Origin of the sequence: Micromonospora sp. C97 (genome assembly GCF_018070385.1) — a bacterium.
GTDB classification, from domain to species: domain Bacteria; phylum Actinomycetota; class Actinomycetes; order Mycobacteriales; family Micromonosporaceae; genus Micromonospora; species Micromonospora parva.
Genome location: NZ_JAGPXU010000038.1, coordinates 31,334 through 52,884 on the forward strand (window position 1 = coordinate 31,334; position 21,551 = coordinate 52,884).

At 72.3% G+C, this 21,551-nt stretch carries 20 protein-coding genes; 13 read left to right on the top strand and 7 right to left on the bottom strand.

Annotation, left to right across the window (positions count from 1 at the left end):
• Positions 1-72 precede the first annotated feature (72 nt).
• From pnuC to KBX26_RS30050, 3 genes are all read left to right on the top strand, one after another.
• The gene (gene pnuC, locus KBX26_RS30040; RefSeq protein ID WP_210866947.1) at positions 73-729 is read left to right on the top strand and encodes a nicotinamide riboside transporter PnuC; all 657 of its coding nucleotides are present in this window, start codon (positions 73-75) and stop codon (positions 727-729) included.
• Positions 726-1,850, top strand: a complete 1,125-nt coding sequence (locus tag KBX26_RS30045) for an AAA family ATPase (protein ID WP_307857941.1) — start codon at positions 726-728, stop codon at positions 1,848-1,850. The genes pnuC and KBX26_RS30045 overlap by 4 nt, the downstream gene beginning before the upstream one ends.
• A gap of 311 nt (positions 1,851-2,161) precedes the next feature.
• Positions 2,162-3,160 carry a TerC family protein gene (locus KBX26_RS30050; protein WP_030338009.1) on the top strand — a complete coding sequence of 333 codons (999 nt, stop codon included), beginning with the start codon at positions 2,162-2,164 and terminating at the stop codon, positions 3,158-3,160.
• Between the two features lie 49 nt (positions 3,161-3,209).
• Here KBX26_RS30050 and KBX26_RS30055 read toward each other — a convergent pair whose 3' ends face one another.
• The gene (locus tag KBX26_RS30055; RefSeq protein WP_030338010.1) at positions 3,210-4,133 is read right to left on the bottom strand and encodes an NlpC/P60 family protein; all 924 of its coding nucleotides are present in this window, start codon (positions 4,131-4,133) and stop codon (positions 3,210-3,212) included.
• A 60-nt stretch (positions 4,134-4,193) separates the two neighbouring features.
• Positions 4,194-5,291, bottom strand: coding sequence for a mandelate racemase/muconate lactonizing enzyme family protein (locus tag KBX26_RS30060; protein ID WP_030338011.1), 1,098 nt, complete (start codon positions 5,289-5,291; stop codon positions 4,194-4,196).
• Between the two features lie 44 nt (positions 5,292-5,335).
• Between KBX26_RS30060 and KBX26_RS30065 the strand changes: the two genes are divergently transcribed.
• A complete protein-coding gene (locus tag KBX26_RS30065; protein WP_030338012.1) occupies positions 5,336-6,133 on the top strand; it encodes a tyrosine-protein phosphatase in 798 nt (265 codons plus the stop codon).
• On the opposite strand, the gene KBX26_RS30070 is transcribed toward KBX26_RS30065, so the two are convergent.
• The 3 genes from KBX26_RS30070 to typA form a co-directional block, all read right to left on the bottom strand.
• Positions 6,102-6,803, bottom strand: a complete 702-nt coding sequence (locus KBX26_RS30070; protein ID WP_210866948.1) for a lysoplasmalogenase — start codon at positions 6,801-6,803, stop codon at positions 6,102-6,104. The genes KBX26_RS30065 and KBX26_RS30070 overlap by 32 nt on opposite strands.
• Positions 6,804-6,880: 77 nt before the next feature.
• Positions 6,881-7,732, bottom strand: coding sequence for a serine hydrolase (locus tag KBX26_RS30075; protein WP_210866949.1), 852 nt, complete (start codon positions 7,730-7,732; stop codon positions 6,881-6,883).
• Between the two features lie 113 nt (positions 7,733-7,845).
• Positions 7,846-9,714, bottom strand: coding sequence for a translational GTPase TypA (gene typA / locus KBX26_RS30080; RefSeq protein WP_210866950.1), 1,869 nt, complete (start codon positions 9,712-9,714; stop codon positions 7,846-7,848).
• Positions 9,715-9,847: 133 nt separating this feature from the next.
• Here typA and KBX26_RS30085 point away from each other — a divergent pair, with 133 nt between their 5' ends.
• Both KBX26_RS30085 and KBX26_RS30090 read left to right on the top strand, forming a co-directional pair.
• Positions 9,848-11,266: a DedA family protein gene (locus KBX26_RS30085; protein WP_210866951.1), complete on the top strand. Its 1,419-nt coding sequence runs from the start codon at positions 9,848-9,850 to the stop codon at positions 11,264-11,266.
• Between the two features lie 35 nt (positions 11,267-11,301).
• Positions 11,302-12,174: a lytic transglycosylase domain-containing protein gene (locus tag KBX26_RS30090; protein WP_210866952.1), complete on the top strand. Its 873-nt coding sequence runs from the start codon at positions 11,302-11,304 to the stop codon at positions 12,172-12,174.
• 45 nt (positions 12,175-12,219) lie between these two features.
• Here the strand turns inward: KBX26_RS30090 and KBX26_RS30095 are convergent, their stop codons facing one another.
• Entirely contained in the window at positions 12,220-14,346 is a 2,127-nt protein-coding gene (locus KBX26_RS30095; RefSeq protein ID WP_210866953.1) for an efflux RND transporter permease subunit, read from the bottom strand.
• 123 nt (positions 14,347-14,469) lie between these two features.
• On the opposite strand from KBX26_RS30095, the gene KBX26_RS30100 reads away from it, so the two are divergent.
• The 5 genes from KBX26_RS30100 to KBX26_RS30120 all read left to right on the top strand — a co-directional run bounded on the left by KBX26_RS30100 (position 14,470) and on the right by KBX26_RS30120 (position 19,657).
• Positions 14,470-14,985, top strand: coding sequence for a MarR family winged helix-turn-helix transcriptional regulator (locus tag KBX26_RS30100; RefSeq protein ID WP_030338019.1), 516 nt, complete (start codon positions 14,470-14,472; stop codon positions 14,983-14,985).
• A gap of 2 nt (positions 14,986-14,987) precedes the next feature.
• The gene (locus KBX26_RS30105; protein WP_210866954.1) at positions 14,988-16,667 is read left to right on the top strand and encodes a CocE/NonD family hydrolase; all 1,680 of its coding nucleotides are present in this window, start codon (positions 14,988-14,990) and stop codon (positions 16,665-16,667) included.
• 157 nt (positions 16,668-16,824) lie between these two features.
• Positions 16,825-17,697 carry a hypothetical protein gene (locus tag KBX26_RS30110; RefSeq protein ID WP_030338021.1) on the top strand — a complete coding sequence of 291 codons (873 nt, stop codon included), beginning with the start codon at positions 16,825-16,827 and terminating at the stop codon, positions 17,695-17,697.
• Positions 17,698-17,804: 107 nt separating this feature from the next.
• A complete protein-coding gene (locus KBX26_RS30115; protein ID WP_030338022.1) occupies positions 17,805-18,380 on the top strand; it encodes a helix-turn-helix transcriptional regulator in 576 nt (191 codons plus the stop codon).
• Positions 18,377-19,657 (top strand): MFS transporter, encoded by a 1,281-nt coding sequence (locus KBX26_RS30120; RefSeq protein WP_030338023.1) that lies wholly within the window; start codon positions 18,377-18,379, stop codon positions 19,655-19,657. Before KBX26_RS30115 ends, KBX26_RS30120 begins: the two co-directional genes overlap by 4 nt.
• Before the next feature lie 48 nt (positions 19,658-19,705).
• Here KBX26_RS30120 and KBX26_RS30125 read toward each other — a convergent pair whose 3' ends face one another.
• Positions 19,706-19,909, bottom strand: a complete 204-nt coding sequence (locus KBX26_RS30125; RefSeq protein ID WP_007072071.1) for a cold-shock protein — start codon at positions 19,907-19,909, stop codon at positions 19,706-19,708.
• Between the two features lie 193 nt (positions 19,910-20,102).
• Here KBX26_RS30125 and KBX26_RS30130 point away from each other — a divergent pair, with 193 nt between their 5' ends.
• Both KBX26_RS30130 and KBX26_RS30135 read left to right on the top strand, forming a co-directional pair.
• Positions 20,103-20,786 carry a 50S ribosomal protein L11 methyltransferase gene (locus tag KBX26_RS30130; protein ID WP_036412762.1) on the top strand — a complete coding sequence of 228 codons (684 nt, stop codon included), beginning with the start codon at positions 20,103-20,105 and terminating at the stop codon, positions 20,784-20,786.
• Positions 20,787-20,889: 103 nt separating this feature from the next.
• The gene (locus KBX26_RS30135) at positions 20,890-21,498 is read left to right on the top strand and encodes a DedA family protein (RefSeq protein WP_030338025.1); all 609 of its coding nucleotides are present in this window, start codon (positions 20,890-20,892) and stop codon (positions 21,496-21,498) included.
• The last annotated feature ends 53 nt before the right edge of the window (positions 21,499-21,551 follow it).

Below are 21,551 nucleotides of genomic sequence, written 5' to 3' on the forward strand. Positions count from 1 at the left end.
CTCCCACGATGGTCGTTGCCGGTGCTGTCGCGGGGTCTGTTCCGGCGTCGGCGACGCCCCTAGGGTGGCCTGGTGATCATTGACTGGCTCACCGGCACCGCCTTTCGGGTGGCCGGTACGGGCACCACCTGGGCGGAGCTGCTGGGGTTCGCGACCGGTGTGCTCAACGTGTGGCTGGTGGCCCGGCAGAAGATCGCCAACTGGCCGATCGGCATCGCCAACGTGCTCCTGCTCATGCTGTTGTTCTGGACCGCAGGCCTGTACGCCGACGCGGGGCTCCAGGTCGTCTACGTCGCGCTCGGCTGTTACGGCTGGTGGCACTGGCTGGTCGGTGGCGAGCGGCGCACCCGGCTCACGGTGAGCCGGACGGGACGACGGGAGTGGTTGGCGCTGGCCGCCGCCGGGGTGCTGCTCACCGGCGTGCTCTGGGTGCTGGTGGACCGGGCCACCGACTCGACGGTGCCGCTGCCGGACGCGTTGACCACGGCGCTGTCCCTGCTGGCCACGTACGGGCAGACCCGCAAGCGGGTGGAGAGCTGGTGGCTCTGGATCGCCGCCGACCTGATCTACATCCCGTTGTACGCGTACAAGGGGCTGCACCTGACCGCCGTCCTCTACCTGGTCTTCCTCGCCCTGTGCGTGCTCGGGTTGCGGGCCTGGCGCGCCGACCTGCGTCGGGTCGACCGGCCGAGCGCGGTCCCGCCCGGTCCGGCCCCCGTCGCCGCGTGAGCGCCGAGACGTCCGGCCGGGCACCAGCGCCACGCTCGCCGGGGCACCCGGCCGCCCCGGAGTTCGGGCACGGGATGGTGGTGGGCAAGTTCTATCCACCGCACGCCGGGCACCACGCGCTGATCGCCGCGGCCGCCGCCCGTTGCGCCGAGGTCACCGTCGTGGTGGCACCCTCGCGTCGGGAGTCCATCCCGTTGCCGCTGCGCCTGGACTGGCTGCGGGAGGCGCATGCCGACACGCCGTGGGTCCGGTTCGTCGGCCGGTATGACGACCACCCGGTGGACTACGCCGATCCGGCCGTCTGGGACGCGCACTGCGCGGTGTTCCGCGAGGCCGTCGGGCCGGGGCCGGTGGACGCGGTCTTCTCCTCCGAGGCGTACGGCGCCGAGTTGGCGCGCCGGTTCGACGCCGTACCCGTGTCGGTGGATCCGGACCGGCGGACCGTGCCGGTGTCCGGGACGGCCGTGCGCGCGGATCCGGCGCGTCACTGGCGGTGGTTGAGCGCGCCGGTGCGGGCGTGGTTCGTCCGGCGGGTGGTGGTGGTCGGGGCCGAGTCGACCGGCACCACGACGATGGCGGCGGCGCTGGCGGCGCACTACGGCACGTCCTGGGTGCCGGAGTACGGCAGGGAGTTGACCGCCCACAAGCTGGCCCGGTTGCGGGAGCGGACGCCGACGGCGACGGTCTTCGACGTCACGTGGGACCGGGACGACTTCCGCGCCGTGGTCCGCGCGCAGCAGGCGGCCGAGGACGCGGCGGCCCGGACGAGCGGGCCGCTGCTGGTCTGCGACACCGACGCGCGGGCGACGGCGGTGTGGGAGGAGCGTTACCTGGGCAGCGCGTCGGAGCAGGTGCGGGCGGCGGCCCGTCGGCCGGCGCTGTATCTGCTGACTGATCACCGGGGGGTGCCGTTCACCGATGACGGGCTGCGCGACGGCGAGCACCTGCGGGAGTGGATGACCGAGCGGTTCCGGGCCGAGCTGGCGGGGTGCGGGGTGCCGGTGGTGGAGCTGACCGGGTCGCCCGCCGAGCGGTTGGCCCGGGCGGTGCGGGCCTGCGACGACCTGCTCGCCGCGGGCTGGTCCCTCGCCGACCCGATCGCCGCACCCGACCTGCACTAGCCTCCTAGGAAGCCATAGACGGTGTGGCGTCGAACAGGGTGTTCGGAGCCACCGGCTGCCCGGGGTGTGATCACGGGCAGTGGTGGGCAACAATGGTCACCGAGGAGGGGAGTATTCCCCCGCAACGGAGTCGTCAGCACGGTCGATCGCCGGGTTCCACGGCGACCGACCCGGCCCCGTAGGTCGCCGCCCTTCCCGGGCGGCGGCGGAAGAGACCTCCGACAGTCACCAGAGTGAGCGACAGCGGCACACCGGCCCCCGTGGGGGCGTACGGTGTGCCCGACGCCGCGTGTCTGCCGGAGGAATGAACGTTGGACGTGTCCGGATTGGTGTGGGCGGGGACGCTTGTCGCACTGACTGCGGTCCTGCTCGTCGACCTGTTGATCATCGGTCGGCGCCCGCACGAGCCGAGTGTGCGGGAGTCGAGCCTCTGGGTCGCCTTCTATGTGGGGCTCGCCCTGATCTTCGGAGCGGGTCTCTGGCTGACCTCCGGTGCCAGCGCGGCCGGCCAGTTCTACACCGGTTGGCTCACCGAGTACAGCCTCTCGGTGGACAACCTCTTCGTCTTCGTGATCATCATGGCCCGCTTCGGGGTGCCCCGGCAGTACCAGCAGAAGGTGCTGCTCGTCGGCATCGTGCTGGCGCTGGTGATGCGGGGCGGGTTCATCGCCGCGGGTGCCGCGCTGATCTCGCAGTTCTCCTGGGTCTTCTACATCTTCGGCGCGTTCCTGATCTACACGGCGGTGAACCTGGCCCGGCAGGGTGAGCCGGACGAGGACGAGTTCTCCGAGAACGTGCTGATCCGGTGGAGCCGTAAGGCGCTGCCGATCTCGAAGGACTACGACAGCGCGAAGCTCACCACCCGCGTGGACGGCCGGCGGCTGTTCACCCCGATGCTGATCGTGATGATCGCGATCGGCACCACCGACCTGATCTTCGCACTGGATTCGATCCCGGCGATCTTCGGCATCACCCAGGAGCCGTACCTGGTCTTCACCGCCAACGTCTTCGCGCTGATGGGCCTTCGTCAGCTCTACTTCCTGCTCGGTGGCCTGCTCGACCGGCTGATCTACCTGAGCTACGGCCTGGCCGTCGTGCTCGGCTTCATCGGGGTCAAGCTGGTGCTGGAGGCGTTGGCCGACAACAACCTGCCGTTCATCAACGGTGGTGAGCACGTCGGCTGGGCGCCGCACATCCCGATCTGGTTGTCACTGCTGGTCATCATCGGCACCCTGGGTGTCGCCACCGCCGCCAGCCTGATCAAGTCCTCGCGGGACCGGCGTCGCGAGTTGGCCGACGCCCGACGCTGACCGGTCACCGGCCGGGCGCGGGTCCGCGCCCGGCCGGTCGAAACACGCTCTAGACCCGGTGCGCGCCCACCAGCGTCGCGGTCCGGTCTTCCGGTAGGGGTTCCTCGATGACCCGCCGCCGCCGGTAGCAGGCGTGCAGCATCCGGCGTTGCCCGCCGTCGCCGGGCGTCGCGGTGACGATGCCGATGTGGTGGATCTTGCGGCCGGGTCGGGCGAAGAAGTAGAGGTCGCCGGGGCGTTCCGCGCCCAGCGGCACCGGGGTGGTGGCGGCGGCCTGGTCGTCGGCGTCGCGGGGCAGCAGCACCCCGAACCGCCGCCAGGCCAGATGCACCAGCCCTGAGCAGTCGATGCCGTGCGCGGACAGGCCGCCCCAGATGTAGACCACGTCCAGCAGTCGCTGTGCCACCGCGAGCGCCTGCTCGGCGTTCGGCGGCGCGGCCGACGCCGCGACCAGGTGCTCGTCGGGCAGCCAGAGCGGCGTGGACCGGCCGGGGACGTGCACCGGCCGCCAGTCGTCGCGCACGGGGCCGGCCGGGACGAGGCGGGTGCCGACGACGACGCCGGGCAGCGCCACCGGCCCGTTCGGGGCGGTGTGCAGCCCGGTGACGGTGGCGTCCACCACCAGTGGGTCACCGGTGCCGGTGTGGGCTGGGTCGACTGTGGTCAGTTGGTCGGTGGGGAGCCAGCCCGGGTAGCCGCGGGGGTCCAGCTTGGCCGCTGGTTGTTCGACGGCGACGACCCGCGCCCAGCCGTCCGGGCGCAGCTCGCTGACGAGGACCCGCTCGCCGAGCAGGAGTTGGCTCAGCACGCAGTCGCCCACCTGCTGGTCGGTGTCGAGTCCGGAGACCCAGGTCAGGATGTCGGCGCCAGCGGTCAGCGCGGGGCGGTCGACCGGGCGGACCGCCTCGGGGGAGGTCCACAGCGTCGCCACGGCGACCCGGACGAGGGCCTCGCGGCCCGGTTGCAGCTGCACGTCAACTCCCAGATCGCGTCGGCTGTCCCGGGGAAACCCTATGAAAGAAACCGACCACCATCAACCGCGATGCTGCACTTTTGCTTCAGTCAGGCCGGAGATGCCCAGGCCAGGGGCGTCCGGCAGCACCACGCTCGCGCCGTCGTAGCGAATGCCACCCTGCACCGGTGACCAGGCCAGCCACCAGGCGGCGTCCAGGTCGGCGACCGCTGTGGTGCCGTACGCGGCCACCAGGCTCGCCGCCGCCCCGATGCCGACCTGGCTCTCCATCATCGAGCCCACCACCGTGCCGAGACCGTGCGCGGTGGCCAGCTCGAGCAGGGTGCGCGCCGGGTGCAACCCACCGCACTTGGCCAGCTTGACGTTGACCAGGTCGGCGGCGCGGCGGCGGATCACCTCCACCAGGTCACGGACCCCGAACACCGCCTCGTCGGCCAGGATCGGCACGGACACCCGGTCACTGACCCAGGCCAGCCCATCCAGGTCCCAGCGGACCACCGGCTGCTCGACCAGCTCCACGTCGAGCCCCGCGTCCTCGATGCCGCGGATCACCCGGACCGCCTCCCGGGGCGTCCAGCCCTGGTTGGCGTCCAACCGGATCCGGATGCTGGGGCCGACGGCCGCCCGTACCGCCCGCACCCGGTCCAGGTCACCGGCCGCGTCGGTGCCGACCTTCAGCTTGAGCACACCGAAGCCGTCACCCTGTCGCTGCCGCGCCGCGGCCGCCAGGTCCACCGCGTCGCCCGCCGCCAGCGTCACGTCCGTCGGGACCCGCAGCGAGGTGCCCCCGAGCAACCGCACCAGGGGTACGCCCAGCCGCCGCGCGGCGAGGTCGTGCAGGGCGACGTCGACAGCGGCCTTCGCCGCCTCGTTGCCGACCACCGCGCGCTGCACCTCGGCGCACCGGGTCACCAGGTCGTCCGGGTCACTGCCGATCAGCTGTGGGCCGAGCAACTCGCGGACGCACGCCTGTGCGCCGGCAACCGACGCGCCGGTGACCTGCCAGACCTGGGGCGCCTCGCCGAAGCCGGACCGGCCGTCGCTGTCGACGAGTTCGACGACCAGCGTGTCCACTGTGGTGGTACGGCGCAGGGCGGTGACGAACGGGGTGTGTAAGGGGGCGGAAACCCGGTGGGTGCGTACCGCCGAGATCGTCATGTGGGGCACTCTATATGCAGGTTCACGGCGGGAGGGGAGACCGGATGACCGGGCAGGGCTGGGAGTTGGTGGGTGCGCCGAACGCGCGTGACCTGGGCGGCCTCGTCGGCGCGGACGGGCGGCGGGTTCGGGTCGGCCAGTTGATCCGCACTCCGGCGCTGGGTCGGCTCACCGACGAGGACCTGCCGGTGCTGGCGAAGCTGGGGCCGGCGTGCGTGCTGGATCTGCGCGACACCACGGAGATCTCGGTCGCCCCGGCGGACCGGCTCGCCGGTGAGCCACGGGTGGTGCGGCTGCCGGTGCACGATGCGGAGCACCCGGTCTTCACGTACGTCTCGGCGGTGCTGCTCGGCCACGACCTGAACGCGTACGCGGAGCTGGCCCGGCAGGGCACGGCCGGGGCGATGGCGGCGATCTACCGCTGGTTCGTCACGGGTGAGTCGGCGCGGGTCGGTTTCGCCGAGGCGGTACGCCTGGCGGCGCGACCGGAGAACCTGCCGCTGGTCTACCACTGCTCGGCGGGCAAGGACCGCACCGGTTGGCTCACCGTCGTCCTGTTGACGGCGCTCGGGGTGGACGAGGCGGCGATCCGTGCCGACTACCTGCGCAACAACGAGCTGACCGACAGCCTGCGGGCGGTGATCGTCGAGGCGATGCGGCGGCGGAACCCCGAGCTGGACGTGGACGCGGTGCTGCCCGTGCTGGAGGTCCGCGCCGAGTACCTCGACGCCGGTTACGCCGAGGTGCGTCGGGTGCACGGCTCGTTCGACGCGTACCTGCGTGACGGGTTGGGGCTCACCGACTCCGACCTCACCGCGCTGCGGGCGCAGCTGCTGGAGTGACAGCTGAGCCGGGCGGTGTGCTGGCGCGGGCGACCCAACCGGTGACGATCAGTGCCTGGCCGGCGGCGTAGCTCGCCATGATCAGCACCGGCGCGCCGGGTGGTTGGGCCACCTCGGCCACCCCGGCGGCGATCAGCAGGTCGGAGCCGAGGAAGAGCGCGGCGCCGAGACCGACCCGCCAACCCTGGGTGGTGGCGGTGGTGGCCATGGCGGCCAGCGCGATCGCGTACCCGGCCACCGGTACGGCCAGCCCGACGTCGGTCAGGCCCGCCCACATCCAGGCCAGGGCGACGACGGTCAGCAGCGCGTACACCAGGGGGACGGCGACCAGCGGCGGCCGGCGCAGCGCGGTCGCGGCACCGTGGCTGGTGAAGGCCGCGAGGTAGCAGAGGTGCGTGCCGAGGAAGCAGGCCATGCCGGCGACGAACCAGCCGGTGCCGTCGATCATGAGGGCGATGTCGCCGCCGGTGGCGAAGGCCAACGCGGCGAGCAGCAGCCGGTCCGGTCGGGCTCCGCGTTCGGCGCTGGCCCGCCACAGGTACGCGGCCAGCAGCGGCATCAGCAGCGGCTTGGTGAGCAGGAGGGCTGTGCCGCCGCCGGTGGCGTTGGCCAGCAGGTTCGCTGCCGTCACGACGAGGAAGGCGATCAGCGCGGTGCGACTGCGGGGCATCGGCGGCTCCGGGGTGGGGGGTGCGAGCAGCCTAGCCGCAGTCGGCGGGTGTCGGTGCCGGCGCGGTGGGTGCCGGGTCAGAGGTGGTGGCGCTCGGCCCAGACCTGCGCCGAGATGTGGGCGAGCAGCAGGCAGGCGTCATCCTCCACCTGGTCGTCGCCGTCGGCCAGGTCGGTGGTGGTGCAGACGGCGATCACGTACGGCGGTGCGTCGTCGGGCAGGACCACGCCGGCGCCGTGGCGGACGCCGCGTACCCAACCGTTCTTGTGCGCGATGCGGGTGCCCTCGGGCAGGCCGGCGGCGAGGTCCTCGCGGTGTTCCTGGGCGAGCAGGACGTCCAGCATGGTGGCGCACGCGGCCGGGGAGGCGAGTGGGCCGGGGGTGGTGGCGCCGGTGGCCAGCGCGCCGAGCAGGGCGGCCAGGTCGGCGGCGGTGACCGTGTTGGTGATGCCGGCGTCGCGGGCGGCGAAGTCCTCGATGCCGCGTCCGGTGACGCTGGTGCGGGCGCCGGCGAGCGCCCAGACCTCGGCGACCGCGGGCAGCCCGACGTGCCCGAGCACGAGGTTGGTGGCGAGGTTGCTGGAGCGCACGATCATCCGGTCGGCCAGCCAGCGCAGCGACGCGGTGGCGCCGATGCGGTCCCAGACCGCGTCGTCGTTGTCGTAGGGCTGGGCGCAGGCGAACCGGGGTGCGCCGGGCTGGGCGGAGTCGAAGTCGTTGACGACCGGGACCGGGGCGTCCAGGTCCAGGGTGCCGGCTTCGGCGGCCCGGTGCAGTGCGGCGAGCACCGCCACCTTCATGGTGCTCGCGGCGTAGTGGGCGGCGTTCGCGTGGCGGGTCCAGCTCGGCGGGGCGTCGAGGCGCCCCACGTACGCGGAGACGGTGCCGGGCACCCGGTCCAGGTGGGCGTCGAGATCATCCCAGGTCATGCCGGTGACCGTAGCGGATCACGGGTGGGCGGACTCGCGTACCCGTCGGGGGAAAAAGCACCGGGCGCGCCGGCCGCAAGCGGCCGACACGCCCGGTGTCGGGTGCGGGTGGGTCAGCTGGCGTGCTTGCGGCGGGCGGCGGCGCGGCCCCGCTGCTGCTGGTCGAGCACCACCTTGCGGATGCGCACGGCGGTCGGGGTGACCTCGACGCACTCGTCCTCGCGGCAGAACTCCAGGGCCTGCTCCAGGGAGAGCTTGCGCGGCGGGATCAGCTTCTCCGTCTCGTCGGAGGTGGACGCCCGCATGTTGGTGAGCTTCTTCTCCTTGGTGATGTTGACGTCCATGTCGTCGGAGCGGGAGTTCTCCCCGACGATCATGCCCTCGTACACCTCGGTGGTGGGCTCGACGAACAGCTGGCCGCGCTCCTGCAGGTTGATCATCGCGAAGGCGGTGACGGCGCCGGCCCGGTCGGCGACGAGCGAACCGTTGTTGCGGGTACGCAGCTCGCCGAACCACGGCTCGTAGGACTCGAAGACGTGGTGCAGGATGCCGGTGCCCCGGGTGTCGGTGAGGAACTCGGTGCGGAAGCCGATCAGGCCGCGCGCCGGAACCAGCCACTCCATCCGGATCCAGCCGGTGCCGTGGTTGACCAGCTGCTCCATCCGGCCCTTGCGGGCGGCGAGGAGCTGGGTGATCGCGCCGAGGTATTCCTCCGGGGCGTCGATGGTCAGGCGCTCGACCGGCTCGCAGGTCTTGCCGTCGATCTCCTTGGTGACCACCTGCGGCTTGCCGACGGTCAGCTCGTAGCTCTCCCGGCGCATCTGCTCGACCAGGATGGCCAGCGCCAGCTCGCCGCGGCCCTGCACCTCCCAGGCGTCCGGTCGCTCGGTGGGCAGCACCCGCAGCGACACGTTGCCGATCAGTTCCTTGTCCAGGCGGTCCTTGACCATCCGGGCGGTGACCTTGGAGCCCTTGACCCGGCCGACCAGCGGCGAGGTGTTGGTGCCGATGGTCATCGAGATGGCCGGCTCGTCGACGGTGATCAGCGGCAGCGCGACCGGGTTCTCGACGTCGGCCAGGGTCTCACCGATCATGATCTCCGGGATGCCGGCGACGGCGATGATGTCACCCGGCCCGGCGGTCTCGGCCGGCTTGCGCTCCAGGCCCTCGGTCATCAGCATCTCGGAGATGCGGACCCGCTGGGTGCTGCCGTCGGTGCGGCACCAGGCCACCGTCTGGCCCTTGCTGATGGTGCCCTGGCGGACCCGGCACAGCGCGAGTCGGCCGAGGAAGGGCGACGCGTCGAGGTTGGTGACGTGCGCCTGCAGCGGGGCGCCGTCCTCGTACGCGGGAGCCGGGATGGTGTCCAGCAGGGTGCGGAACAGCGGCTCCAGGGAGTCGCTGTCGTCGGGCACCGAGCCGTCGGCCGGCTGGGTCAGCGAGGCGATGCCGTCGCGGGCGCACGCGTAGACGATCGGGAAGTCGATCTGCTCCTCGTCGGCGTCCAGATCGAGGAAGAGCTCGTAGGTGTCGTCCACGACCTCCTTGATCCGGGCGTCCGGACGGTCCACCTTGTTGATCACGAGGATGATCGGCATCCGGGCCCGCAGGGCCTTGCGCAGCACGAAACGGGTCTGCGGCAGCGGGCCCTCGCTGGCGTCGACGAGCAGCACCACACCGTCGACCATGGTCAGGCCGCGCTCCACCTCGCCACCGAAGTCGGCGTGGCCGGGGGTGTCGATGATGTTGATGGTGACCGGGTCGGAGCCGTCCGCCGGCAGGTACCGCACGCCGGTGTTCTTGGCCAGGATCGTGATGCCCTTTTCCCGCTCCAGGTCCCCGGAGTCCATCACCCGCTCGGTGTTCTCGCCGCGTGCGCCGTACGCGCCGGCCTGCCGCAACATGGCATCGACCAGGGTGGTCTTGCCGTGGTCGACGTGAGCGATGATGGCGACGTTGCGGAGGTCGGTGCGAAGCTGCATACCCTCTATCCTTCCGCCTGCGCTCGCGCAGGCTGCGTCGGGGTCACCCCCAGGTGCCCCTGATCTATGGTGAAACCGCTGTGCCGGTGGTTCCCCCGGCTGGCATGCTGACTCCCGTGTCCCGGGGGCCTGAGTGCACGACCTGCTGACCTGGGTGCAGGGTCTGCCCACCCTGTGGATCTACCTGGTCGCCGCGCTGATCGTGGCGGGCGAGACCGCGGTGATCTTCGGCCTGCTCGTGCCGGGTGAGGCTACCCTGCTGCTGGTCGGCTTCCTCACCTACAACGGTACCTTGCGGCTCGGGCCGGCGTTGCTCGCGATGATCGTCGCGGCGGTCCTCGGCGATGGGCTGGCCTTTCGCGCCGGACGGCGGTACGGCCCCCGACTGCGCGCCGGACTGGGGCACCGGGTCGGACCCGGCCGGTGGGCCCGCGCCGACGCCATGCTCGCCCGCCTCGGTGGGCGGGGGGTGTTCGCCGCCCGGTGGGTGGCTTTCGCCCGCACCCTGGTGCCTCGGCTGGCAGGTGCGGCCGGCATGCCGTACCGGCGGTTCGTCCTGTGGAACCTGGCCGGGGTGGTGACCTGGGTGGGTGGCTCGGTGCTGCTCGGCCATCTCGCCGGTGAGTCGTACGACACGGTCTCCCGGCTGCTCGGCCGGGCCACCGGGGTGGCGTTCCTGCTGCTGGCCGGTCTGCTGGGCGTGGTGCTCGTCGGCCGGTGGCTGGGTCGTAACCCCGATCCGGTGCGTGCGCTGCTGTCCCGGGCGGGCGGGTTGCCCCCGGTGCGGTGGCTCACCGCCCGCTACGGGGTGCTGTTCTTCCTGGTGGCGATGCGGATCGGCCCGGCCTGGACACTGCTGCTCAATCTGGCTGCCGGCCTGCTGCTGCTCTTCGCCGCCGGGCTCGCCATCGCCGGTCTGCTCGCGGTGGCGGTCCGCAACTCCGGGCTTGCCGCACTGGATGGCGCCATCGCCGGGTGGTTCGCCGCCCGACGTACCCCGGACGCCGCCGAGGCCACGCTGATCGTGGTGTCGGTGGTGCGCGGGTCGGTGCTGATCCTCTTGGTGGCGCTGGTGGCGGCGGGACTGGCGTGGCGCAACCGGCTCTGGCGGGCGGATCTGCTCAGCGTGGTCGGCACTGTCGGCGCGTTCGTGCCGCTGGTGGTGCTGGCCGTGGTGGCCGAGCTGACCGGCCCGGACGGGGGCGCCCCGGGCGGCGGGGAGGTGGCTCCGCTGTCGACCCAGAGCGCCGTGGTCGCGGCGAGCTTCTGCACCCTGGCCTGGCTGGTGTCGCGCAGCGCCCGGTGGCCGGTGGCCGTGGCCGCCTGGACGGCCGCTGCGGCCGGGGTGCTGGGGATCGGCGGCGCGCGGCTCTACCTCGGCCTGGACACGGCGAGCGGGGCCGCGGCGGCGGTGCTGCTCGGGGTGCTCTGGACCGTGGTGTTCGTGGTCGCTTGGGCGACCCGGGACCGGGCGGTGGGGGAGCGACCGCCGCCGGTTGACCAGCCCCGGTCGCCGTCGCAGGGGCACCGCCGCCCGGTCGAGCCTTGTTAGGGTGCGGCGACGGTCACACCGGGGGAGGCAACGGGATGGTTCGACAGACACATCGGCTGGTCGGCGCGGCGCTCGCCGGGCTGTTGCTGAGCGCGTTGGTGGGCTGTGCCGGCAACGAGCAGAGCCCCGAGTCCCTTGCCGCGCCGGTCGCCGTCAGCGACGAGCCGACCGACGCCCCGTCCGACGAGGTCAGCGCGGAGCCGAGCCCGTCGGTGAGCGCGGTGGAGTCGATGGGCGCCGCGCCGAGTCGCAGCCCTACCCCGACCCCGAAGCCGTCGAAGAAGCCGACCCGTACGGCGCCGAAGCCGCGTCCGGTGGCGAAGCCGCCCACCGAGACCGAGGTGCCGCCGGCGCCACCGAAGCCGGCACCGACGTCCTGCAAGCCGACCTACAAGGGCACCCAGGCGTCGCGGTCCGAGGTGAAGGCGGCGCTGACCGACGCGGCCAACCGCACCTACTGGCCGGTCTCGGCGCCGGACATCAAGGTCCCGCTCACCCTGCTCAAGGCCACCGCGTGGCAGGAGAGCGGCTGGCAGTCCAACATCTACGCCTGCGACGGTGGGGTCGGGCTGATGCAGGTGATGCCGGACACCGCGAGCTGGATGAACCAGCGGTTCGAGAAGAGCTACAAGATCGACGCCTACCGGGACAACGCCTACCTCGGCGCCACCTATCTGGCCTGGGCGACGAAGTACATCGGCGACATGTACTTCGAGTCCGACTTCCGCCTCGACCCGGCGCTGTGCACCAGCGAGCTGAACTCCTGCCTGCTCAACGCGGTCATCGCCGCCTACAACTTCGGGCACGGTGCGGTGGCGCAGGAGGGCAAGCCACTGGCCATCCCCAACCCGTCGTACGTGCGCAACGTGCGGGCGTTGATGAACGAGTGTGTCTGCCTGACGTACTGACGGCGTCGGGGCCGTGCCGGTTCCGGCACGGCCCCGACGCTTCGGTCAGTCGTGTGCGGCGACCGGCTCGGGCGACGGCACGGTGCCCTGCGCCGGGTCCTTCGTGATCCGACCCGGCCACCAGAAGCGGTCGCCGAGCAGGAACGCCAGCGCCGGCACCAGGACCGTGCGGACCAGCAGGGTGTCGAGCAGGACGCCGATGCAGACGATGATGCCGATCTGGGTCAGGGTGATCAGCGGCAGCACGCCGAGCACGGCGAAGACCGCGGCGAGCAGCACTCCGGCGCTGGTGATCACACCGCCGGTGACCCGCAGGGCGGAGAGCATCCCGGCGCGGGTGCCGGCGCTGCGGGCGTCCTCCCGGGCCCGGGTGACCAGGAAGATGTTGTAGTCCACCCCGAGCGCCACCAGGAACACGAAGGCGAGCAGCAGCACCCCGCTGTCCAGGGCGGGGAAGCCCAGCACGTGGTCGAAGAGCAGCCAGGCCGCGCCCAGGCTGGCGAAGAACGACGCGATCACGGTGAGTACCAGCAGCAGCGGCGCGAGCAGACCGCGCAGCAGGAGCACGAGCACACCGCCGACCAGCAGCAGGATGATCGGCAGGATGAGCCGCAGGTCCCGATCGTTGGCCTCGTCGGAGTCGTAGGTGGCGGCCACGGAGCCACCGACGATCGCCCCGGACGGGGTGTCGCCGCCGGCGGTGGCCGGCGGCGCGGAGCCGGGAACGGCGGCGACGGCCTCGCGCAGCGCCTCGATCGCCCGGTCCGAGGCGGTGGTGCCGGGTTCGGCGTCGAGGACCACGTCGACCTGGGCGACAGCGTCGCCCGCGTCGCCGGGGCGTGCCGAGGCGACACCGGGTACCGCGCTGGCGGCGTCGGTGACCGCCCGCACCGCCGCCGGGGTGGTGATCACGGCGACGGGTTGGGTGCTGCCGGCGGGGAACGCCCTCGCCAGGGTCTGCGCCCCGGTCACCGCCTCCGGTTCGGCCCGGAACTGTTCGGTCTCGGACAGGCCGGTACGGATGCCGAGCCCACCCAGCGCCAGCGCGCCGAGCAGCACGGTGGCCAGGGTGGCGACCACCACCGGGCGGCGCTCCACGGCCGCGCCGAGCCGACCCCAGAGCCGACCCTCGCGCGCCGGGCCGCCGACGCGGGGGACGAACGGCCAGAACAGCCCGCGACCGAAGAGCACCAGCACGGCGGGGAGCACGAAGAGGGCCGAGAGCATGGCGAAGACCACACCGGTGGCGCAGGCCACCGCCAAGGCCCGGTTGGTCTCCTGTTCGCTGAGCAGCAGGGTGAGGACGCCGAGCACGACGGTGCCGCCGCTGGCGAGGATGGGCTCCGCGGTGCGGCGCAGCGCGGCGCGCATCGCCCTGAACCGGTCCTCCTCGCGGCGCAACTCCTCCCGGTAGCGGGCGATGAGCAGCAGCGCGTAGTCGGTGGCGGCGCCGAAGACCAGCACGCTGGCGATGCCGGTGACCTGACCCTGCTGGAGGTTGATGCCGACACCCGGCACGATGACGTCCACCGCGCGCAGGGTGAGCTGCTCGGTCGCGGCGACCACGACCAGCGGCACGATCCACAGGAACGGGCTGCGGTAGGTGATCAGCAGCAGCACCGCGACCACGGCGGCGGTCACCGCGAGCAGGGTGATGTCGGCGCCGTCGAACACCGAGGACAGGTCGGCGGTGAACGCCGGTGAACCGGTCACCTCGACGGTCAGCCCGTCGGGCAGGTTCGCCAGCGCGTCGCGTACCTGGTCGACCTGTTCGACGACCTCGTCCTGGCCGCCGGCGATGCTGAGCGGCACGGCGACCAGCGCCACGGTGCCGTCCGGGGAGACCTGCGGTGGGCTGATCTGCCCGCCCACCGCGAGGCGGCCCAGGTCGCCGGCGCGGGCGGTGACGGCGCCCCGGTCGGCCTCGGTCAGCGCGCCCCCGTCGTCGCGGCTGACCACCGCGATGGCCGGCTGGACCTCGCTGGACGGGAGTTGGTCCTGCAGTCGCTCCACCTGGGTCGACTGCCACTGGGCGGAGAGGCCGCTGGCGGAGACCGGCGCCGGGTTGTCCGGCTGGGGTAGCCCGAAGACGGCCGCGCCGACGACGATCGCGGCGGCCACGGTGAGCCAGGCGGCCAACCGGCCGCGGGCGACTCTGGTGAAGACGGACATCAGCTGACCCCAAATTATTTCGAGTGCCAAGTATCTTGACTATCGAGATTATCGGCGGCTGTTCTATGCTGCAACCCGAGAGACGACGACGGGGAGAAGCGGCACGCGGTGGCGACTCAGGGCATGTACCGGCGGCGCGAGACGCGCCGCGAACAGCTGGTCGCGGAGATCACCAACAACCTGCGGCGGTACGCGGTGGACGCCCAGCAGGTGAGCCACGCCTTCGCCAATCTGCACGGCCTCAACCCGACCGACCTGAACGCCCTGCTCGCGGTGATGGACGCGGAGCTGCTGGGTGACCCGATCACGCCCGGACGCCTCGGTGAGCAGCTCAACCTCTCCTCCGGCTCGGTGACCGCCCTGATCGACCGGCTGGAGCGGGCCGGCCACATCCGCCGCGACCGCGACACCGTCGACCGGCGCAAGGTCCTGCTGCACTACGCCCACCAGGGCATGACCCTGGCCAGGGAGTTCTTCCGGCCGCTGGGCGAGCGCACCGACACGGTGATGGACCGCTTCAGCGAGGACGAGCTGGCGGTGGTGCACCGCTTCATGGCGGAGATGAGCGAGTCCCTGCGGACGCACCGCGACGCGGTGCGCGCCGCCCGGCCCGAGTCGCCCCGCCGCCCGACGGGCTGACCGTGCCGGACCGGCTCGTCACCCGCCTCGCCAGCGCCGCGCTGCGGCTGCCACCGACCCGCCCCGGCCCGGTGCGGGTCACCCGTGACCTTCCGGTGCGCACCCGCGACGGCGTGGTGCTGCGCACCGACCACTACGCCCCGGGCCACCACGGCGCGCCGACCGTGCTGATCCGCACCCCCTACGGGCGGGGCGGACCGCTGCGGCTGCTCGGTCGGCTGCTCGCCGCACGGGGCCGACACGCGGTGATCCAGTCGTGCCGGGGCACCGGCGGGTCCGGTGGGACGTTCGCCCCACTGGTGCACGAGCGCGACGACGGCGCGGACACCCTGGACTGGCTGCGTCGCCAACCCTGGTGGTCCGGTCACCTCGGCATGTTCGGGGTCAGCTACCAGGGCTTCGCGCAGTGGGCGCTGGCCGCCGATGCCGGCGAGGAACTGCGCGCGATGGTCGCGGTGGTGACCGCCTCGGCCACCCGGGACTCGACGTACGCGGGCGAGTCCTTCGCCCTGGACACCGTGCTGACCTGGGCGGAGCTGCTGCACGCGCAGACCGTGCCGTGGCTGGCCCGGCAGTGGGAGCTCAAACGCGGGCAGCCCCGGCTGGCCGCCGCGCTGGCGCACCTCCCCCTGGCCGATGCCGACCGGGTGGCCACCGGGGTGAGAATCCCGTTCTTCCAGGAGTGGCTGCGCCACCACACCCCGCAGGCCGCGTACTGGCGGACCCGGGTCTTCGCCGACCAGGTCGCGAAGGTGCGGGCGCCGGTGGTGATGGTCACCGGCTGGCACGACATCTTCCTGCCCGCCCAGCTCGACGACCACGCCGTGCTGCGCGCCGGCGGCACACCGTCGCGCCTGGTGATCGGCCCGTGGACGCACGGCAGCCCCGGACTGTTCGTGGCCGCGCTGCGCGAGGGGTTGGCGTGGCTCGACGAGCACCTGCCGCAAACGCCTCGACCGGGCGGACGGGCGCGGCCCGAGGTGGCGCCCGTCCGGCTGTACGTCAGCGGCGCCGGCGGCGGGTGGCGGGACCTGCCGGACTGGCCACCACCGGCGGTCGAGACCGCCTGGCACCTGCAACCCGACGGCGAGCTGGCGGCGCGCCCACCGGTCGCGTCGACGCCGGACCGGTTCCGCTACGACCCGGCCGACCCCACCCCGTCGCTGGGCGGGCCACTGCTCGTCGCCCAGCGGGCCGGCCCGGTGGACAACCGGCCCGTCGAGGCCCGCCCCGACGTGCTCACCTACACCAGCGCCCCGCTGACCGACCCGGTCGAGGTGATCGGCCCGGTCCGCGCCGAGATCCACGTCCGCAGCGACCTGCCCTACCTGGACGTCTTCGTTCGGCTGTGCGACGTGGACCGCAAGGGTCGTTCGTGGAACGTGTGCGACGGTCTGGTGCGGGTCACCCCCGGGCGCTTCCCGGCCGATTCCGCCGGGGCGCTGCGGGTTCCGGTGCCGCTGTGGCCGACCGCGTACCGGTTCGCCGCCGGGCACCGACTGCGGGTGCAGGTCTCCGGTGGCGCCCATCCACGGTGGGCCCGCAACCCCGGGACCGGGGAATCCCTCGGCACGGCGGTGACGCTGCGTGCCGGCTGGCGGCAGATTCTGCACGACCCGGATCACCCCTCGGCGGTGTTGCTGCCGATCGTCCACTCTGCTCCACCGCAACCTCCAATCTGAACAGACCACCTCTGAGCTGGTCGTTTGCCGAAAACGCGGGCTATGGTGGAGTCAACGCCCGGCGCCGTGCACCAGTAGGCCGGGCTCGCTCGAAGCCCAGCACCGCGTACGCGGTGTGACGTCGTGCCCGGTCCTCGCCTCTCGAAAGGGGGACCTCATGACTCGGGCCCCGGCTAACCTTCTGGCCGTCCGAAGCCTGCTTCTCACTCACCTCGACAACGCCCCCGGGCCAGACGATCTGGAACCGGGTGAGGTCGGCATCGTCGGCGACTCGGCCCACCGGGGCGGCTACCACTGCGGATCGGACCGGGTGGTCGTCAACGACTACTCGGTGGTCGAGTCACCCCGTGACCGGGCCGGGCTGACCCTCGACGCGGCGGCGCTGGACGTCGGCCAGTTCGACGTCCGCTCCGGCGGTCGGACGAACACCCTGGCCAGCTTCTCGGTCTGGTGCGTCGCGCAGTGCGCCGCGAACGCCGCCGACACCCGGGACATCCGGGAGATCATCTACAGCCCCGACGGCAGCACGGTGAAGCGGTGGGACCGCCTCGGCAAGCGCACCAGCGGCGACAGCTCGCACCGCTGGCACACCCACTTCAGCTTCTTCCGCGACGCCATCAAGGCGGGCCGCGACCAGCGGCCCCTGTTCCGCCGCTACCTCAGCTCCATCGGACTCCTGGAGGACGACATGACCCCCGAAGAACACAACTGGCTGGCCACCGTCCACAAGAACCTCACAGTGCTGGACGGCCGCAACCCGGTCGGGCAGATCTACACCCGAATGGCGATGGGTGAGGATGCCACGGTTCCGAACTTCACCTCGGCGCACCCCACGCTGCGGTCGATCGGCGCCCAGCTCAGCGCGTTGCAGACGGCGCTGACCGCGCTGTCCAACCGGGACTTCACCGACGAGCCGGCGATCGTGGCGGGCGTGCTCGCCTCGCTGACGCCGGAGAAGATCGCCGCGGCCATCCCGCCGAACATGGCCAAGCAGGTCGCCGACGAGCTGGCCCGCCGGCTGGTCGCCTGAGCGGGGGGTGGCCCGGGACGCCGGGCCGCCCCTCCCGGCAACATTCCGCAACGAATATTGAGCAATAGTCATTGCGCAACAGGTGTTGCGGATGTGACGATGGCATCATGGAACGCTCCGACGTACGCCAGATCACCGACTCCCGGGTGCTGGCCGCCATGTCCCACCCGCTGCGCCGCCGGTTGATGGACGTGCTCAAGGTCCACGGACCCTCCACCGTCGGCCTGCTCGCCGAGCGCACCGACCAGGCCCCCGCGAATGTCAGCCACCACCTCAAGGTCCTCGCCGCCGCCGACCTGGTCACCGAGGCGCCCGAGTTGGCCCGGGACCGGCGCGAACGGTGGTGGCGCCTGGTCACCCGAGGGCTGCGCTGGTCCAACACCGACTTCGACACCGACCCGGCCTCCCGCGCGGTCGCCGACGCCGCCACCTCGCTCAACCTCGACCGGCACGTCGCCCTGGCCCGCGCATGGCACGCCGCCGACGAGGCCGAGCAGGCCACCTGGAACGACGCTGCGTTCTCCACCGACCACTGGCTGCGCCTCACGCCCGAGGAACTGGCCGAGCTGAGCCGCGAGATGATCGCCGTCCTCACGCGCTGGGCCAACCGGGACCTGCCCGACGACGACGCCGACCGCAGACCGGTCTTCGTGTTCGTCCACGGCGTGCCGGCGCGACCGTGACCGCCGCCACCCGCAGCGACCCCACTGACGTCCGGAAGACCGGCGGGCTGCTGCGGCACCGCGACTTCCGGCTGCTCTGGACCGGCCAGACGGTCAGCAGCATCGGCAGCAACGTCACCACTGTCGCGCTTCCGCTGGTCGCGGTCGCCGTCCTGGACGCCGACACCTTCCAGGTGGCGGTACTCACCGCCGCGGCCTGGCTGCCCTGGCTGCTGATCGGCCTGCCGGCCGGCGCGTGGGTCGACCGGCTGCCCCGCCGACCCGTGATGGTGGCGTGCGACCTGCTCCGCGCGCTGCTCTTCCTCAGCGTGCCGCTCGCCGCCGCACTCGACCGGCTCACCGTCTGGCACCTGCTGCTGGTGGCACTCAGCGCCGGCGTGGCCCGGGTCTTCTTCGAGACAGCCGACCAGGTGTACCTGCCGGTGCTGCTGCGACCCGAGCAACTGCCGGAGGGCAACGCGAAGCTGCACGCCGCCCAGACCGCGAGCTATGTCGTTGGCCCCGGCGTCGCAGGTCTGATCTCCCAGCTCATCGGTGCGGTCGCCGCTCTGCTGCTGGATGCGATCAGCTTCCTGGTCTCCGCGGTGTGCCTGCTGCGGATCCGCACCGTCGAACCGCGCATTCGCCGAGTGGACCAGTCCCGGTCACTGCGCCGTGACATCGCTGAGGGGCTGCGTTTCGTCGCCCGAGACCCGTACCTGCGGGTGCTGACGGTCTTCGGCGCGGCCAGCAACATCGGGCTGACCGGTTACCAGGCCGTGCTGGTGGTCTTCCTGGTCCGTGAGTTGCGTCTCGAACCGGGCCTGGTGGGCGTCCTGATCGCCGTGATGAGCGCCGGTGGGATCATCGGCGCGCTGTTCGCCACCACGGTGGCCCGCCGCTGCGGCACCGCGCGGGCGCTGCTGGTCGCGGCGGCGCTCACCGGCCCACCCGCGCTGCTCATCCCACTCGCCGCACCCGGCATCGGGCTGGCCTGGCCGGCACTCGGTGGCCTGCTGATCGGCCTCGGGGTGGCCATCGGCAACGTGGTCAAGGGCGCCTTCCGGCAGACCTACACGCCGCACCACCTGCTGGGCCGGGTGACGGTGAGCATGCACCTGCTCAACTACGGCACGATTCCGCTGGCGGCCGTGCTGGCCGGTGCCATCGGCGCACGGTACGGCGTCCAGACGGCAATTGTCGGAATGACCGCCTGGTTGGCGCTCACCCCGTTGATTCTGTTGGTGGGGCCGATCCGGAGGCGGCGGGACCTGCCCGCCGCCCCGGCGTCGTCTTGAGTGCGCTGCGACGGCGGCCGGAGACCGGCCGCCGTCACCGGCACGGAGCTACATCGGGCGGACGTTGTCCGCCTGCGGACCCTTCTGCCCCTGGGTCACCTCGAACTCGACCTTCTGGCCCTCGTTGAGCTCCCGGTAGCCGCTCGTCGCGATGGCGGAGTAGTGGACGAACACGTCCGGCCCTCCACCGTCCTGCTCGATGAAGCCGAAGCCCTTTTCCGAGTTGAACCACTTAACCGTGCCGGTTGCCATGCATCTCTCCCTGTTCAAAGCGGCTGACCCCCGGCCTCTGGCCGATGATCGCCCGTACCTGTTCGACAGTAACGGGCAAAACCCCGATCCGCTGGCCGAAGTGCCGTAGGTCTTCGAGCGAACTCGGGTGAACTCTGCGCGGCGGCATGTGAAAGTCGCCCCGACCAACCGCCGCTGGGGCATGCTTGCGCCGATGAGAAGTGCCGAAGCCGACGCGCTGACCGAGCTGGAACGCGAGGTCGGCACGCCCGGTTCCGGTCTGGACAGACTCCGGCTGATGCCCACCCCCTTCGTCCCCGAGGTGCGGCTGCACCTGGCCGAGGACGCGATCGTCTGGTGGGCCCGGATGGAGGCCACCGCCGGGCACGCGCTGCCGGCGCCGTACTGGGCGTCCGCCTGGGCCGGCGGACAGGCCCTGGCCCGCCACCTGCTGGACCACCCCGAGCTGGTCGCCGGTCGCCGGGTGCTCGACCTCGCCGCCGGGTCCGGGCTGGTGGCCATCGCCGCCGCGCTGGCCGGCGCCGCGGAGGTCATCGCCAACGACATCGACCCGTACGCCGTCGCCGCCGTCACCCTCAACGCGCGGGCCAACCACGTCGCCGTCGACGCCACCGGGGACGATCTGCTCGACAGCACCGAGCCGAAGGCCGACCTGGTGGTCGCCGGGGACGTCTTCTACGACCGCGCGATGGCCGACCGGATGCTGCCCTTCCTGCAACGGACCGCCGCCGCCGGCGCCGACGTGCTGGTCGGCGACCCCGGCCGCGGACACCTACCGGCGGACCGCCTGGCCGTGCTGGCCGACTACCCGGTGCCCACCACCGAACCCTCCGTCGACTCGTCGCTGCGTCACGTGCAGGTGCTGCGCCCCGCCTGAGGCGGAAACCCCGGACTCAGGGACGACCCCGAGTGGGATACCAGGGGTCACTGGGGGCTACGACCCGATGTCCGAAGTGGCGCGGCGGCCATAGCGTCGACGCATGACGCAATGGGTGGCCCAGATCGGAGAACTACCGGTTCTGCTGCTGATGGGCGCGCTCGGGCTCGTCATGCTCTTCGACGCCGTACCCCTGCTGGGTGTCCTCATCCCCGGCGACGTCGCGATCCTCGCCGCCGTCGGGGTCGGCCGCCCGAGCACCGGGCTGGCCACCTTCGCCGCGGTGCTGGTCGGCTGCCTGGCCGGCTGGTCGCTGAGCTTCCTGATCGGCCGTCGCTACTCCGACCGGCTGCGACACAGCCGCCTTGGCGGTTGGATCGGCGAGCCCCGCTGGACCGCGGCGGAAGGCATCCTGCGCCGCGGCGGCGGTCGGATGATGGTCGTCGCGCCGTTCCTGCCCGTCTTCAACGCGCTGCTGCCACTGGCCGCCGGAGGGCTGCGGATGTCGTACCGTCGATTTCTCGGCTGCGCGACGCTCGGCGCGGCCGCCTGGGCCGGTCTCTACCTGGCCCTGGGCACCGCGGCGCGGTCGGTGGTCGGGCTGCTGCCGGGCAGCCCCAGCCCGCTGCTGGTCACCATGGGGGTCGGTCTGGTGCTGGCCTCCGTCGCGTTGCTGGGGGCGCGGCGGCGGTTGTTCTCCGTCGTTGGCTGAGCTTGCTTCTCTGGGGGGAGTGGGGCTCGGGGCCGGGTTGCGGTGGGTGGGGG